The sequence below is a fragment of the Vibrio hyugaensis genome, assembly GCF_002906655.1.
Taxonomy (GTDB): domain Bacteria; phylum Pseudomonadota; class Gammaproteobacteria; order Enterobacterales; family Vibrionaceae; genus Vibrio; species Vibrio hyugaensis.
Genome location: NZ_CP025794.1, coordinates 1,112,022 through 1,127,703, shown reverse-complemented (window position 1 = coordinate 1,127,703; position 15,682 = coordinate 1,112,022). Strand labels below are relative to the sequence as shown.

Below are 15,682 nucleotides of genomic sequence, written 5' to 3'. Positions count from 1 at the left end.
AAATAATAAAAGTTCAGACAAAAGACGCCTCGGCGTCTTTTTGTCGTTGAGGAAGAATATGTCCACGCAAGACGCGAAGTTTGTCCAAGGTTCTACCATGCGCCACATCTTAGTGATGTCTGGCGCAGGTTCAGTTGGTTTGATGGCGTTGTTCGTCGTCGATTTACTCGATATGTTGTTTATCAGTATGTTGGGGCAAGTTGAATTAGCGGCTGCCGTTGGTTTTGCTGGGACATTGATCTTTTTCTCAACGTCAGCTTCGATTGGCACGTCAATCGCGATGGGAGCACTGGTCTCCAAGTCTATTGGTGCAAAGGACTTTGACCGAGCGAGGTTGATGAGCGGCAGTATCATGCTCACTGCCTTTATGATCAGCTTGGTTATCACTATTGGCATGTACATGCACATTCCCGAGCTCTTGACTGCGATTGGTGCAGAGGGCGTTGCCGCTGAAAGAGCCGAAGCTTACCTTAATATTCTACTTCCAAGTGCTCCTATTCTCGCCTTAGGCATGTCAGCAGGCGCAGGTTTGCGTGCGGCGGGAGATGCTAAACGTTCCATGTGGGCCACCTTAGCGGGAGGCATTGTTAACGCTATTCTTGATCCTCTGTTTATTTTTGTCTTCAAATGGAATGTTGAAGGGGCAGCAGCTGCGTCGGTTATTGCTCGATTTACCGTATTGGCTTTCTCGCTCTATCCATTAGTGAAAGTGCACAAGTTGGTTTCATTCCCGGATTACAGCATCCTCAAAAACAACCTTAAGCCAATTCTAGCCATTGCTGTGCCCGCTATCATTACTAATACCGCAACCCCTATTGGGAACGCTATTGTAACGACGCACATTGCGCATTTTGGGGAAGACTTTGTGGCTGGTTTTGCCGTTATTGGACGTTTGACGCCAGTCTGTTTTGCTGTGATTTTTGCTTTATCAGGTGCGGTAGGGCCGATTATTGGACAAAACTTTGGTGCAGAGCGAATGGATCGCGTGAAAAAAACGCTGACGGACTCGTTGTTAGTCACCACGATTTATACACTTTCGGTGTGCGTTGTACTGTATCTATTGCAAGACTACATTGTTGCGATGTTTAGCCTTACTGGTGATGCTGCAATCATTGTAGTGGCCTTCTGCACTTATGTGGCAATCAGCTTTGTGTTCAATGGCACTCTGTTTGTGGCAAATACCTCGTTTAACAACCTTGGTAAGCCACTTTACTCGACAGCATTGAATTTAGGTAAAGCGACGATTGGTACCTTACCTTTTGTGTACTTTGGGGCGCAATGGTATGGCGCGCTTGGTGTGCTCTATGGACAAGCGGTCGGTACCATCGTGTTCGGCTTGCTGGCATTGGTTGTGCTAAATAAACACATTAAAGATCTGATGCAAAACTTTGGCGAAGACTTGGTGGAAGACGACCCTGCGATAACGTGCGTAAATACTCAGCCTTTCTGTTCTCACGATGCGGTTTTGATCGATGAAGTCGTCACCGCCTTAGAAGAAGAAAAAGCGTAAATTTTAATAATTTCACATAAACACTCTTGACCTTGGAGTAAGCTCCAAGGTTTATTCTTTACGGTAGATAAAGACTTATCACCAATAAGGAAAGTGAATTATGTGTAATAAACATCAAGGTTGCCAATCAGGCAAAATCAAATCTGCGGTGGCAATAGGTGCTACGGAGTCTTGTTCCGCACCAACAAAACCAACCTTAAATATCACTCAAGCCAGTGTTATGGCTTCAGAAGAGTCATGTTGCAGCAGCAGTGGTGGTTGTAGTAATGACCCTGCTGATGAAGAAGGCCCTGCCGAACCCATAGAAACCTCCATTCGCCATAGCTGGTTGGTGTCTGGCATGGATTGCCCTGCCTGTGCCCAAAAGCTTGAAAAAGCCGTTTCTTCTATAGACGGTGTACTCAAGGCCAAAGTCTTGTTTGCGACGGAAAAGCTGGTGGTTGATTTTGACAATCGCGCTCTTGCGCCTGTGATTGAACAAATCTCACAACAAACAGGATTCCCACTGTCTTCGACCGATGCTCCAAAGCCAAAAGCTGAGAAGAAGGGTTGGTTAGGTATCATCAAAGACAATGCTCAGATACTTTCTATTGCAGGTGCGATGGCATTTGCCGGTCTTATTTCGGACGTTAATCCGATGCTGAGCACGTGGTTGTTTACCTTGACCTGTTTGTTGGGTCTATACCCAGTGGCAATGAAAGCTTTCAAACTCGCACGCAGTGGTACGCCCTTTGCTATCGAGACGCTCATGAGTGTGGCGGCTTTAGGTGCGCTGTATCTTGGTGAAACCGCAGAAGCTGCGATGGTGCTATTGCTTTTCCTTATTGGTGAAAAGTTAGAAGCATATGCATCCTCCCGTGCTCGTAGCGGTGTTCAGGCTCTGATGGATTTAGTGCCAGAAAACACGACTTTGATTGTGAACGGAGAGCGTAAAGAAGTCCCTGCTTCTCAACTTCAGCCGGGTGACGTGATTGAAGTGGCACCGGGTGGTCGTATGCCTGCTGACGGTGTTCTTATCAATCAAGCCGCAAGCTTTGATGAAAGTGCTCTTACCGGTGAATCGCTACCAGTTGAACACATTGAAGGTGGGAAAATCATGGCTGGCGCTGTGGTTGTCGACAAAGTCGTGCAAATTCAAGTGACATCTCGCCAAGGTGAAAACGCGATTGACCGAATTCTTCATTTGATCGAAGAAGCGGAATCACGCAAAGCTCCACTAGAACGCTTCTTAGATAAGTTCAGCCGTTGGTACACTCCTTTGATGATGTTGGTGTCGCTACTTGTCATTATCACACCACCATTGCTGTTTGCTCAGCCTTGGGAAACATGGGTATACCGAGGCTTAGCGTTACTATTGATTGCTTGTCCATGTGCGTTAGTTATCTCGACACCTGCGGCGATTACTTCTGGTTTAGCAGCGGCAGCAAAACGAGGCGCCCTCATCAAAGGTGGTGCAGCATTGGAACTGTTGGGACGTGTTGAGTCCGTTGCGTTCGACAAAACAGGTACATTGACACAAGGTAAACCTCAAGTGACCGATGTGGTTGCGATAGGTGTGACTGATGAGCAGCTATTGAGCCTAACAGCATCGATTGAAATCGGTTCAAGCCATCCGCTAGCGATTTCACTGGTGAACAAAGCTCAAGACCAAGGCGTGATGATTCCGGAAGCCACTGACAAAACTGCGCAGGTAGGTTCTGGTGTGACTGGCTTAGTCGATGGCAAAGTGGTTCAAGTGATTGCACCTTCTAAAGCCGAATTCAAGTTGAATAAAGAAGTCGAAGATCGTGTACTTGAGCTTGAAGGGCAGGGTAAAACAGTGGTTGTTGCTCGCCATGACTCTCAAGTTATTGGTCTGATTGCGTGGCAAGATACGTTACGTCAAGATGCTCAGCAAGCGGTTGCGGCTTTGAAACAACTGGGTATTTCATCTGTTATGCTAACCGGTGATAACCCACGCAGTGCTGAAGCGATTGCGAACCAAATTGGTCTCGATTACAAGGCGAGTTTACTGCCTGCCGACAAAGTCCATTATGTCGAAGAAATTTCTGCGCAGCACACGGTTGCAATGGTTGGTGACGGTATTAATGATGCCCCAGCAATGAAAGCATCCAGCATTGGTATTGCCATGGGAGGCGGTACAGACGTTGCCTTAGAGACTGCAGATGCTGCGCTGACTCACAACCGCTTGGTGGAACTGCCAGCCATGATTGAGCTATCACGCGCAACATTAAATAACATTCGTCAGAACGTTGCTTTGGCTTTGGGTTTAAAAGGGGTGTTCTTAGTGACTAGTTTGTTAGGTATTACAGGCCTATGGGTTGCGGTACTAGCTGACAGTGGTGCTACGGCCTTGGTGACTCTAAATGCTTTGAGATTGCTTCGATTCGAGTCCAAACAAGTAAAGTAATTTCACGATCTAATCGATTAATTATTAGCCCGAGGTGGATTCGCCTCGGGCTTTTGTATTTGTATGATTGAAATCATTTTCCTGAATGATTTAATTGAAGAGTCACTGTTTATTATGCAACACAATAGCTTTATGGCTTTCAAAGTGTGATCAAAACCGTTTTTATTTGAAAGTGTAAGTTTATTACATTGTTTCATTGTGATTATGATCACTCTATGTTGGTAAAAGGTTCGCTACAGTGCATCTGTACCCAACAACTTACTAATGAGCTTATTGCTTACAAAATAAGCCACAACAAGGAGCGACTTATGTCTCAAGCTGTATTCCATTTAGGTGTTACTGAAGCGGATCTTAATGGTGCGACTCTAGCAATCATTCCAGGCGATCCTGCACGCGTACAAAAAATCGCAGAAGAAATGGAAAACCCAGTATTTCTAGCAAGTCACCGTGAATACACGCTATACCGTGCAGAGCTAGACGGTAAACCTGTTGTGGTTTGTTCTACAGGTATCGGCGGTCCATCTACGTCTATCGCAGTAGAAGAACTAGCGCAGCTTGGCGTTCGCACTTTCCTACGTGTTGGTACTACTGGTGCAATCCAGCCACACGTAAATGTAGGTGACATGATTGTTACGACAGGTTCTGTTCGTCTAGACGGCGCGAGCCTACACTTTGCTCCAATGGAGTTCCCAGCAGTAGCAGACTTCGAAATTGCAACAGCAATGAAAGCTGCTGTTGAAGAGTCTGGTGCAACCGTTCATATGGGCGTGACTGCTTCAAGTGACACTTTCTACCCTGGTCAAGAGCGTTACGACACATTCTCTGGCCGTGTTGTTAAGCGTTTCCAAGGTTCTATGCAAGAGTGGCAAGACATGGGCGTTCTGAACTTCGAAATGGAGTCAGCAACACTGCTAACCATGTGTGCAAGCTCTGGCTTGAAAGCAGGTTGTGTGGCGGGTGTTATCATCAACCGTACACAAAAAGAGATTCCAGATCATGCAACGCTGAAAGAAACGGAAGCTCGCTCAATTAAAGTTGTAGTAGAAGCAGCGCGTAAGATGCTTTAAGCACAACGGTTAGTTGGCATTTAAACAAACGGGAAAAACCAGAGGTTCGCCTCTGGTTTTTTCTATCTGGCAGTTTTGTCTGAGTATTCAAACAACAAATCTGACGCAATAAAAAAGCAGCTCGAGGCTGCTTTTTTTGATTTTTGATCTATATCGACGATTAGATTTCGTCAGAACCACCAGCGGCTTCAAACCAAGCACTTAGGTGAGTTTTGAGATCTTTCAGCTCGTCTGGGCCAATAAGCGCCAACCCTAAGTCTTCAGCACGTGTGATGTCGTTATGACGCAGTGGACGGAAGCTGACCAGCATGGCACGAGCTTGCAGACCACCTAGAAGGTCGCGCAATGACTCCAATTTGTACAAGGTATCATCGCCATCATCACGCATGCCTTTAGTTTTACATTCGATGATGTGTAACTTGTTGTTCACCACAGTCGCAACATCAAGCTCGTTACGAACTTCGCTTTCGCCGAGTTTGCGATAAACCTGAACGTTCAACGATCGGTCTTGAATAGTCGGCATCGTGTCTTGGATTTGCTTCACAGTGCTGTGAACTAACGTTTCTAACCATTCACCATTTGAGAAGCGACGAGCATCTTCATCGATAAAGGTGAGAACCCCATTTTCATAGGTTGCAATTTCTGCTTCCACCAAATCAGTCAGAAGCATATTCAATTCACGGTAGCCTTGCTGCTTCTCAGAAAGCTCTACATCTAACTTTTGTTCTTTACGACATGTCGTCGCAAGATAGTTAAGCGTCGCCAGTCCAGGACCAAGTTCTAGCGCATTAGAAGCCCAACGCTCACCCAGTTCATAAAGTTTTTGGTCTAGTTGAGGAGGCAGATCGACGTGGTGGAATTCACCGCGCGCACCGAAGATAGTCAGGTAATCAGAGATGGTGATGTGGTCTTCAACTTGCGTGTCTTCTTTACCATCAGGATACAGCCAGCAAAGTTTGTCGCTGTTTGGCTCAACGACAAAGATTGGCCAGCGGTACGTACGGAAAACTTCATACACAGAAAGCAGTCGGTGACGAAGGCCACAACTTGCATTCAGTTTTACTTCTTCACCTCTATCATGGAGGTCTTTTGCCAATTTATGGATCGATTGCTTAATAAGAGAAGTGTTTACAACAGAAGGAATTTCAAAAAATTCAGAAGTAATTTCTCGCTGCTCCAACACGGCACTCAGTCGCTCGTACATATCAGATTGGCTTTTGTCGCCGATGAAGACGATATGTGTGCTAACAGTGCGATTATCCAAAAGAGGAGTGACCAATCTCACTGGGTCTTGGTCGATAATACCAACATGAACAGCCATAGATTTTCCTTCTTATTTGGCTTGCTCGAAAAGAGAAAAGAAAAGGGATGAGCAAGCCATATTAACCATATGTAGACAAGGCTCATAAAAAACAAGGGCGACTTCAATAAAAAGTCGCCCTTATACAGTTGGTTGCAAAAAATCTGTTAACTGTCGATGCTGCTCTTATAGTTTAAATCGATGAACTAACTCGTTTTGCTGATGAGCCAGTTGGGTTAAAGATTCGCTGGTCTGAGCGATGCTCGACATCGCATGGTAGCTTTCATCTGCGATACTGTTGATGTCTTCAATATTGCGTGCAATGTCAGCTGACGTCTCGCTTTGCTCTGCTGCCGCCTGAGAAATATGCGTACTCATTTGGCTGATTTCGATAATAAGCGCTTGGATTTCTTCCATTGAACTATTGGCTTTCGATGCTTGCTCTACTGACATTTCCATGTCACTCATGCAACTTTGGATGACTTGGTTAGCGGATTGCGAACTTGATTGTAGGTTACTGATCATTGCCTCAATCTCAGTTGTCGATTGTGTGGTCTTGGAGGCAAGCACACGAACTTCATCTGCGACGACCGCAAAACCACGACCTTGTTCGCCGGCACGTGCAGCTTCAATTGCGGCATTTAGGGCAAGCAAGTTGGTCTGCTCGGCAATGTTACGAATCACATCCAGAATCGAGCCGATTTGACCACTCATCTTTTGCAGTTCAGAAACGGCAGACACCGATTCGTTCAAGCGTGTTTCAAGTTGGTTAATCGTCGAAATGTTGCTGTTCATGACATTTCGACCTTGGTCAGAGACGGTTTCTACACGCTGAACCATTTCAAGTGAGCCTTGTGCACTTTGCGCTACTTCCTGCACCGAATGTGACATCTCTGTCATTGCGGTTGCGACGGTCGCGGTTTGCTCGCGCTGCGCATTCAATTTAGATTGCGCTTGAGAAGAAGTTTGTTCATTCGTTGATGCGGTAGATGCAAGGTTATCTGAGGCGTCATTTAATTTCACAAGAATGTTGTGCAGGCTGTCTGCCAACGTATTAATGTGACCACTCACGCGGCTAAACTCGTTGTTGTAACGGTTATCGATGCGCTGCGTCATGTCACCTTCGGTCAAGCTTTCTAATACCTTCAAGATACGAGTCAATGGTTCACGTACACTTTGTGCAATGTGATAGCCGATAGCCGTCGCAAACAGAACCACAATCACCGCAATCACAATAGCTTTGGTTACACCAGCAGAATAGATGTCACCTGCATCGGTCAGAGACTCATTCAATTTGTCTGTCGCTGTTGTTGTAAATTGCTCCAGAATCGACATGCTTGAATCAACTTTAGTCGCTAGATTTGCGATATTGTTGTACAGCGCAGAACGAGCAGATAAGTAGTTGTTGTGTTGGTCTAATACACCACCACGCATGCCTACGTCTCGAGTAAATTGATCCACTGAATCACCAAAGGCTTTTTTAAGCTCAGGTAACTGAGTAACCAATCCACGAAATGCGTAATTCAGGTGCGTAACCGCTTTACGGTTTTTCGCAACGGCTTGAGTCACAAACTCTGGATTTGAGCTAGCCAATGCGTCCGATGTGATCACCTCTGCATCTTTTAGCTTAATGAAATAGCTTTTTGCCATCACTTTGACTGAGATGCTTGATTGATCGGCTACGTATTCTTTCAGACCAACGGAAAGTTCGGTGTTGAGCTTTTGGAAACGACGAGAAGACTTCTGCACTTCTTCTTGTGCCGCAAACATCGCTTCGTAGTTGTCCATTGCTTCCTTTGCTTCGGTAAAGTAGCTCTGCTCAAGTTCTTTAAGCTGAGAAAAAGGTTCTGCTAGGGAAGGGTAGATTTGGCTGGCCACTTCAAGTTGGCCTAATGTGCCTTCGAATCGTTGTTGAGATTTAGCAAACTCCTGACGCATTTCATCCATGCGCTGTTTATTCTCCGTGGTCAGGAAGTCTTTGAAAGATTTGTCCGCAGAAAGTAGCTCGACACTGGTTTGGTTGGATAGGGATACCAGTGGAAGTGATGATTTAGATACTGTCTCAAATTTGCCGTGAATATCATTCATGCCCCCCATCATAATGGCAATCGTGACCGCGAAAAGGACGATGATCAGCGCGAAGCCTGCATACATCCGTTTAATTACTGAACCTCGCATAAGTGAGCTTCCTCTCCCAAAAATAGACAACGTAAATAAGAATTGTCTTAAAAAAGTAACAAAATTCATCGGATTGTATTGAGTTTGCGACGCACGTTTTATGACGCACACGACAAAAAAAGCTTCAACGTCACGAGTTATATTGATAATGTTAAGTGAACACTGTTTTTTATTGAGCTCGCTTTTGGCTTAGCGCATACTAAATAGGTTACACACCTTATAAAATGGAGTACCCATGGCGGAAGAAACCATCTTTAGCAAAATTATTCGCAAAGAAATCCCAGCAGATGTCCTTTACCAAGATGAGCTAGTGACGGCATTTCGCGACATTAATCCGCGTGCGCCAAGCCACATCCTTATCATTCCAAACAAGCTAATCCCAACCACAAATGATGTGGAAGCGGATGATGAAGCAATGATGGGACGCATGTTCACCGTAGCGAAAAAACTAGCGAAAGAAGAAGGCATTGCAGAAGACGGTTACCGTTTAATCGTAAACTGTAACTCACATGGCGGTCAGGAAGTCTATCATATTCATATGCACCTAGTGGGCGGTCGTCCTTTAGGTCCTATGGTATTGAGCTAATCTTTAGAAGGAAGTGGATGAAGAACGTCATCCACTTCTTTATTCCTCGAACGACACATTTGTGGAGATAAATGTGAAACATGGTGTGAAGCTATTCGGATTAATTAGCTGGACCTTGCTCGCGACAGGGTGTGCGAATTTATCCGCTGGCAACCTGTTCAGTCATTACAGTGACCAAAATAAAGAAGTTTACCAAGCGGTGGTTGCAGGTGAATACGCGAAAGCTGAGCAACTTCAATCAAGCGATGTAGGTGGCGAGATACTTGGTAATTTCGAGCAAGGCCGAATCTCTTTTCTTGCAGCAGATTACCCAACCAGTTTGAGCTCGCTTGAAGACAGCGACCGTGCAGTACGTAAGCAACAAGACCGTGCCACGATTTCTGTCACGGAGACGGCGACCAGCGTGGGTTCTTTAGCCGTTAACGACAATCTAAATGAATACCAACCAGCCGACTATGAACTCGGCTTTTTGCATTTGTATTTAGGCCTTAACTACTTACAGAAAAATGATCTTGAAGGAGCTTTGGTTGAAATGCGCCGAGCCAATCAAGTTCAGGAAGCTGCAAAGAAAGCACGTGAAAAGGAACTAAAGCAGGCAGAGAAGGATCTTAAGAAGCAAGGTATGTCTGCCAACTTGGGTAGTGTACTTGCGAACTATCCGGATGCCGGTAAAAAGCTTAGCTCCGTACAAAACGGTTACTTGTTCTATCTTTCTGGTTTGCTTTATGAAGCGTCACGAGATTTGAACAGTGCGTACGTAGACTATCGTCGCGCGCTCGCTGTGATGCCAGATAACAAGCAAGTGATTGAAAGTACAATGTATGCCGCGAAAAAACTCGGTATGCGTCAAGATCTTCGTATGCTGGAAAAACGTTACGGCAAAGCGCCTTCAGGACTGAGTAAGTCACAAGGGCGCGTGATCGTGATAGACGAGCAAGGCGTGGTAGACGCTCTGCAAGGTTGGCGTATTGACTTGCCGATTTATGACAGCCGAGGTGACGGTGCGATTTATTCACTCGCACTGCCTTACTACCCAAAACGTGGCACACAACGTTTCGGTGATGTGGCTTTGAATGGCAAGAAACTGCCTTCGAGTACGTTAGTGGATGTGAATGCGATGGCGCAAAATGATTTGCATGAGCGTTTAACGACCATCGTGATCCGTCAAGCCATTCGTGTTTGGGCGAAAGACCGAATTCGCAAAGAAGCCGCAAAAGGTGACGATGTCGGCAACATTCTTTTCAATGTTTGGAACACATTAACAGAACAACCTGATACCCGAAGTTGGCAGACGCTTCCTGGGACGGTCAAAACGGCGTCTAAAGTCGTGAAACCGGGGCTGCAGAGCTTAAACGTTGGCGATCAGGTGTATCAATTCGAAGTGCCAGCACAGCAAACAACGTTGGTTTGGGTTTCTCGACAGGGAACGCATTCAACGGTATGGCACAAACAATTAGGGAGATTGTAATGAAAGCATGGCTTATTGGCTTGGTAATGATCATCGGTTTAGCGGGGTGCGCTGATAATACCGCGGGTATCCGAATTGACGGCCAAACACAAAAAGTATTCTTCCACGATAACGTAATGGGCAGTCGTTTATTAGTCGATAATATTACGACGACTTTCGTGGATGATCGTCCACGCGGTGTTGTACAACTAAGTAGCAACTACAAAGGTGACCAAGAAATCCTTTATCGTTTTTACTGGTACGACAATTCTGGGTTGGAAGTGAACACCAAGCCAGGCCCTTGGCGAAAAATGATCGTACGTGGATTTGAGCAAGTGACGCTGTCAGAAGTGACAGTGAATCCAAGCGGTACCCAATTCCGTGTACAAATTCGCGAAGCACAAGATAACTAACCCACTTTTGGGTAAATAATTTTAGGCAGCTTGCTGCTTTTCCAAGGTGGAGACGCCTTGGGATGAAACACAAACTAAGGAACTCTCATGAAAAAAAGTATTATTGCTCTTTTAGGTCTTGCCGTCATTTTGGGTGGTTGTTCAAACAAAGTCTCTTACGGTGATGCGCAAGCGACTGAAACTACAACCATCGATTTCGGCTCGACGGATCTACAAAAAATTGCTGGCGAAATGGTAGACAGCATGATGATGTCAGGTTCAGTGGCAGCAATTACTCGTGACCAACGTCCTATCGTATTTGTTGAGCGCATCAAGAACAAAACAAGTGAGCACATCGATACGGAGTCTATCACCGACACTATCTCTACTAAGATGTTGAACTCAGGTAAGTTCCGTTTCGTGGATATGGATCGTGTTGAGTCAGTTCGTGAGCAACTAAACTTCCAAAATACGGATGAGCTAGTGAACCAAAGTACGGCAATTCAGTTCGGTAAAATGGTCGGTGCGCAATACATGCTTTACGGTAACCTTTCTAGCATCGTAAAAGATGCGGGTAGCGACAAAGACGTATATTACAAAATGACGATGCGTTTGATGGATCTAGAAACTGGTCTGATCGAATGGGCGGATGAAACTGAAATCCGTAAAGAGCAATCGAAGAGCCTATTTGGTCTTTAATTGATTCTATTTGGTCCTACGACCTTGAGTGGAGAAGTCATTAATGGCGTGGTTTTCTTGGCAACAAGCGAAACAATTAGACCCAAGTCTTAATACCCTTGATAGCTTCTTTGCTTCTCCACCAGTGAAGGTACAAACCGTCACTGGTGGGTTAACCAATCGCTGTTGGCGGTTGGAATCCTCAGAAGGCCTTGCTTACGTCTGGCGCCCGACCAGCAACGTGTGTAAGGCCTTTGCTATATCTCGTCATAACGAATATCAAGTGCTTAACGCGATTGCCCCTCTAGACCTAGGTCCAAAGCCCATCTTTGTGCATGAGCAAGGTTTGTTAGTGGAGTGGGTGCCGGGTGAAACGCTGACGAAGCCAGGTATTGATATTGAAGAGCTATTGCCGATTGCTGCTAGGATTCATGAATATCCTGCAAAGGCGGTTCCTTTAGTACCGTTCTCGTATCTTTCGCGCATCGACCATTATTGGTTGGAACTGGCTGGCCAGTACGTCGGCACTGAGTACGAAGCGCTTTATCTAAAGTGGCGTTCTGAGCCAAGCGTGGCGCAAGTCCCTGCAGCGCTGTGTCATTTTGATCTTGGGTGTTACAACTTAGTTCGTGGCGAAGAGGGCGTGAAAGTGATCGATTGGGAGTACGCTGGCTTAGCGGATCCAAGGCTCGACTTGACCTTGATTCTGCAACTCGCCGACGTGCCTATTGAACAAGGTGTAGAACAGTATTGCCAAACTCGTGGCATTGAAGACGTCGCTTTATGGTTGGAAGGCGTGCGAGCGTGGATGCCAAGAACTCGAATGATGGCGATGCTTTGGTATTTATTGGCCTACAAATTGTGGGATGATGAACAATACTTGAGCAGTGCATACGAGTTTAAAGACTTATTATGTATGGAAGATCACTGTTTTGAGAACTGATGGCTTTTTCCTCTTTAACCATAAGGAAATAGTGGTAGTTTAAAGTGAAAGTACCAGCAAGTCACAGGGAGAGGTACACATGATTATTTACTTGCACGGCTTTGATAGTACAAGCCCAGGTAACCACGAAAAAGTTCTGCAACTGCAATTCATCGATGATGACATTCGTTTCATCAACTACAGTACACTTCATCCAAAACACGATATGCAGCACCTGCTGAAAGAAGTGTCTAAGGTGATTGACCAATCTGACGATTCGAACCCATTAATCTGTGGTGTTGGTTTAGGTGCTTATTGGTCAGAGCGTATCGGTTTTCTCTGCGGCATTAAGCAAGTGATGTTCAACCCGAACTTGCATCCTGAGAAGACAATGGCAGGACGTATTGATCGTCCAGAAGAGTACGAAGACATTGCGACCAAGTGTGTTGAGGAGTTTCGTGCTAAGAACAAAGCGCGTTGTTTAGTGATTTTGTCGAAAGAAGATGAGATTCACGACAATGGAAAAACGGCGTCGGAATTAGAGAAACATTACGACATCATTTGGGATGAAACCCAAACGCATAAATTCAAGAAGATCTCTCACCACTTGCAGGCGATGAAGGCATTCAAGAACGCGTAACTTGCATAAAAACGAACAAACTGACTATGTTTAAACAGCACTTTTCGAAGTGCTGTTTTTGTTTTTGCAAGACGTAACTTGATAGCAATAATTCTGTAGATATTTACATTTTGTAGCGATTTATTATCTTGATTTATCGTTTTAACCTTTTGTGGCACGAAAACGATACCGTTAAACAGTTGAAAATTAGCCAATCCGTATTCCTAGCAAGGATTTTTGTTGCCATCAAAAGATTGCCCTATATAATGAACTTGGTAAAAATAATTTGATAAATATCAAAAAAAATTGAGAGCGAGTAAGAAACTTGCCCATTTTTTGTCTGAGATCGTATCTTTCAGACAAACGAGCAATGCCACATCAGCAAGTTAATCAAACACGCACATTAAAGATGGCATTGGATTTATCCAAAAAGTGAGCTCACCTCTAGAGACCAAAGAATTCATCGGTTGGATGCTTTACCACAGTAAGACTGTGAGTCAGAGCTTCGAGCTGAACCCATATATTCATTTTTGTAGAGGATAACATTGTGACACGCATTATCGTTGTAGGCGGCGGTGCTGGTGGCCTTGAATTGGCAACCAAGCTAGGTCGCACTCTTGGTCGTAAGAACCGTGCGCAAATTACACTGGTAGACCGTAAAGCGAGCCACTTGTGGAAACCGCTGTTGCATGAAGTAGCAACTGGTTCATTAGATGAAGGTGTGGACGCATTGAGTTACCGTGCTCACGCGAAAAACCACAGTTTTGACTTCCAAATGGGCAGCCTTCAAGACATCGACCGTGAACGTAAAGTGATCATTCTTAGTGAGCTTAAAGACGAACATGGCGAGCTTCTTATGCCAAGTCGCGAACTAGAGTACGACATTCTAGTGATGGCGATTGGCTCTACGTCTAATGACTTCAACACTCCCGGTGTTCGTGAAAATTGTATCTTCCTAGATAGTCCAGAACAGGCGCACCGTTTCCGTTCTGGCATGAACAATGAGTTCCTAAAACTGCACGCGAAAAATGGTAACGGTACCGTTGATATTGCGATTGTTGGTGCGGGTGCAACGGGTGTGGAGCTGTCAGCAGAACTGCACAACGCAGTGAAAGAGCTGCGTACTTACGGCTTTGGTGACTTAGACTCGAGCAAACTAAACGTGAACCTAGTGGAAGCAGGTGAGCGTATTCTTCCGGCATTGCCACCGCGTATTTCTTCTGCGGCGCACCAAGAGCTGGTTAAACTCGGTGTTAACGTGCGTACTGCTACTATGGTAACGCAAGCGGATAAAGACGGTTTAACCACTAAAGATGGCGAGAAAATTCCTGCGCAAATCATGGTGTGGGCGGCGGGTATTAAGGCCCCTGATTTTATCAAAGACATCGCCGGCCTAGAAACAAACCGTATCAACCAACTTGTGGTTAAAGGTACGCTTCAAACTACTCGTGACGATGACATCTTTGTTATTGGTGATTTGGCGCAATGTACTCAACCTGATGGTTCATTCGTACCGCCACGCGCTCAAGCAGCACACCAAATGGCAAGCCAAGCGTTCAGCAACATCGTCGCTAAGCTTAACGGTCGCGAACTGAAAGACTACGTTTACAAAGACCATGGTTCTTTGGTTTCGCTAAGCCGCTTCTCTACAGTTGGTAGTTTGATGGGGAACTTAACCAAAGGCTCTATGATGGTTGAAGGTCGTATCGCGCGTGTTGTATACATCTCGCTATACCGTATGCACCAAATGGCGTTGCATGGCGTGATTAAGACTGGCTTGATGATGCTCGTTGGCCGTATTAACCGCGTACTTCGTCCAAACTTGAAGCTACACTAATTTGATGACTTGGCTTTCTATTGCTGACTTGATAGAAAGACAAACAATCAAAACGAAAAGCCACCGTCTGTCGGTGGCTTTTTTGTTGTCTTAAAATCGAACACTTTCATTCGATTAATTACAAATCAGTGGGTAACAACGAATACACAACGCCATCTTTTGGTTTACCGTGGAAGATAAAACGATTTCTAGCAATGGCTTCTTTCTTCGCTCCGACTGATTCGATTAATGTTTGACTGGCAATGTTGTCTGGATCGCAGACGATCTCTACTCGCGTTAGGCTAAGCTTGGCGAAACAAAATTCAGCCAGTGCTCGAATTGCTTCTTGTGCATAGCCTTTTCGTTGGTATTTATCTGCAACCCAGTAGCCAATACTCGCCATGTTGAATGTATGGTAAAGCTCGTTTACAGCAGCCATTCCAAGTAAATTGTTGTATTCACGATCATAAATACCAAATCCAAACGCTTCCGTTTTTACCCAATTTAAGCGAGTGGCAAGAAGGAAGTCCTGCGCGTCTTTGAGGGTGACGTTTTCGTCACACCAATCTAACCATTGATGTAGGGAAGGGGATTCAACTAACAAGCGTTGTAGTGAGTGGGCTTGTTCTGAGGGAATAAGCTTGAGTGCCAAGCGTGGGGTGATGATTTCAAAATCTGGACTCATGAACAGATACGACTTCCTTGTTTGGCGCTAGATAAAACAAAGCGCAGCCAGTGCTGCGCTTTTATGTTTATG

At 45.3% G+C, this 15,682-nt stretch carries 13 protein-coding genes; 10 read left to right on the top strand and 3 right to left on the bottom strand.

Annotation, left to right across the window (positions count from 1 at the left end):
- Nucleotides 1-58: 58 nt before the first annotated feature.
- The 3 genes from C1S74_RS05750 to udp all read left to right on the top strand — a co-directional run bounded on the left by C1S74_RS05750 (nucleotide 59) and on the right by udp (nucleotide 4,987).
- On the top strand, nucleotides 59-1,510 hold the full coding sequence (locus C1S74_RS05750) for an MATE family efflux transporter (protein ID WP_045403604.1): 1,452 nt from the start codon (nucleotides 59-61) through the stop codon (nucleotides 1,508-1,510).
- Nucleotides 1,511-1,610: 100 nt separating this feature from the next.
- A complete protein-coding gene (locus C1S74_RS05745; protein WP_042602651.1) occupies nucleotides 1,611-3,920 on the top strand; it encodes a zinc/cadmium/mercury/lead-transporting ATPase in 2,310 nt (769 codons plus the stop codon).
- A gap of 308 nt (nucleotides 3,921-4,228) precedes the next feature.
- A complete protein-coding gene (gene udp / locus C1S74_RS05740; RefSeq protein ID WP_038866646.1) occupies nucleotides 4,229-4,987 on the top strand; it encodes a uridine phosphorylase in 759 nt (252 codons plus the stop codon).
- 160 nt (nucleotides 4,988-5,147) lie between these two features.
- On the opposite strand, the gene C1S74_RS05735 is transcribed toward udp, so the two are convergent.
- Both C1S74_RS05735 and C1S74_RS05730 read right to left on the bottom strand, forming a co-directional pair.
- Nucleotides 5,148-6,308 carry a DUF1887 family protein gene (locus C1S74_RS05735; RefSeq protein WP_038866647.1) on the bottom strand — a complete coding sequence of 387 codons (1,161 nt, stop codon included), beginning with the start codon at nucleotides 6,306-6,308 and terminating at the stop codon, nucleotides 5,148-5,150.
- A gap of 165 nt (nucleotides 6,309-6,473) precedes the next feature.
- Nucleotides 6,474-8,465: a methyl-accepting chemotaxis protein gene (locus C1S74_RS05730; RefSeq protein WP_045403605.1), complete on the bottom strand. Its 1,992-nt coding sequence runs from the start codon at nucleotides 8,463-8,465 to the stop codon at nucleotides 6,474-6,476.
- Between the two features lie 235 nt (nucleotides 8,466-8,700).
- Here C1S74_RS05730 and hinT point away from each other — a divergent pair, with 235 nt between their 5' ends.
- The 7 genes from hinT (at nucleotide 8,701) to C1S74_RS05695 (ending at nucleotide 14,946) form a co-directional block, all read left to right on the top strand.
- Nucleotides 8,701-9,051 (top strand): purine nucleoside phosphoramidase, encoded by a 351-nt coding sequence (hinT, locus tag C1S74_RS05725; RefSeq protein ID WP_038875905.1) that lies wholly within the window; start codon nucleotides 8,701-8,703, stop codon nucleotides 9,049-9,051.
- A gap of 73 nt (nucleotides 9,052-9,124) precedes the next feature.
- Entirely contained in the window at nucleotides 9,125-10,519 is a 1,395-nt protein-coding gene (locus tag C1S74_RS05720) for a COG3014 family protein (RefSeq protein ID WP_045403607.1), read from the top strand.
- Complete coding sequence (locus tag C1S74_RS05715) at nucleotides 10,519-10,911, top strand: YcfL family putative periplasmic lipoprotein (RefSeq protein WP_045403609.1); 393 nt, start codon at nucleotides 10,519-10,521, stop codon at nucleotides 10,909-10,911. The genes C1S74_RS05720 and C1S74_RS05715 overlap by 1 nt, the downstream gene beginning before the upstream one ends.
- Nucleotides 10,912-10,998: 87 nt before the next feature.
- A complete protein-coding gene (gene lpoB / locus C1S74_RS05710) occupies nucleotides 10,999-11,589 on the top strand; it encodes a penicillin-binding protein activator LpoB (protein WP_038866656.1) in 591 nt (196 codons plus the stop codon).
- 43 nt (nucleotides 11,590-11,632) lie between these two features.
- Nucleotides 11,633-12,511, top strand: coding sequence for a thiamine kinase (gene thiK, locus C1S74_RS05705; protein ID WP_045403611.1), 879 nt, complete (start codon nucleotides 11,633-11,635; stop codon nucleotides 12,509-12,511).
- A 79-nt stretch (nucleotides 12,512-12,590) separates the two neighbouring features.
- On the top strand, nucleotides 12,591-13,130 hold the full coding sequence (gene ycfP / locus C1S74_RS05700) for an alpha/beta hydrolase YcfP (protein WP_038866663.1): 540 nt from the start codon (nucleotides 12,591-12,593) through the stop codon (nucleotides 13,128-13,130).
- Nucleotides 13,131-13,656: 526 nt separating this feature from the next.
- Entirely contained in the window at nucleotides 13,657-14,946 is a 1,290-nt protein-coding gene (locus tag C1S74_RS05695) for an NAD(P)/FAD-dependent oxidoreductase (protein WP_038866664.1), read from the top strand.
- Between the two features lie 118 nt (nucleotides 14,947-15,064).
- Here the strand turns inward: C1S74_RS05695 and C1S74_RS05690 are convergent, their stop codons facing one another.
- A complete protein-coding gene (locus C1S74_RS05690) occupies nucleotides 15,065-15,610 on the bottom strand; it encodes a GNAT family N-acetyltransferase (protein ID WP_038875917.1) in 546 nt (181 codons plus the stop codon).
- Nucleotides 15,611-15,682 lie beyond the last annotated feature (72 nt).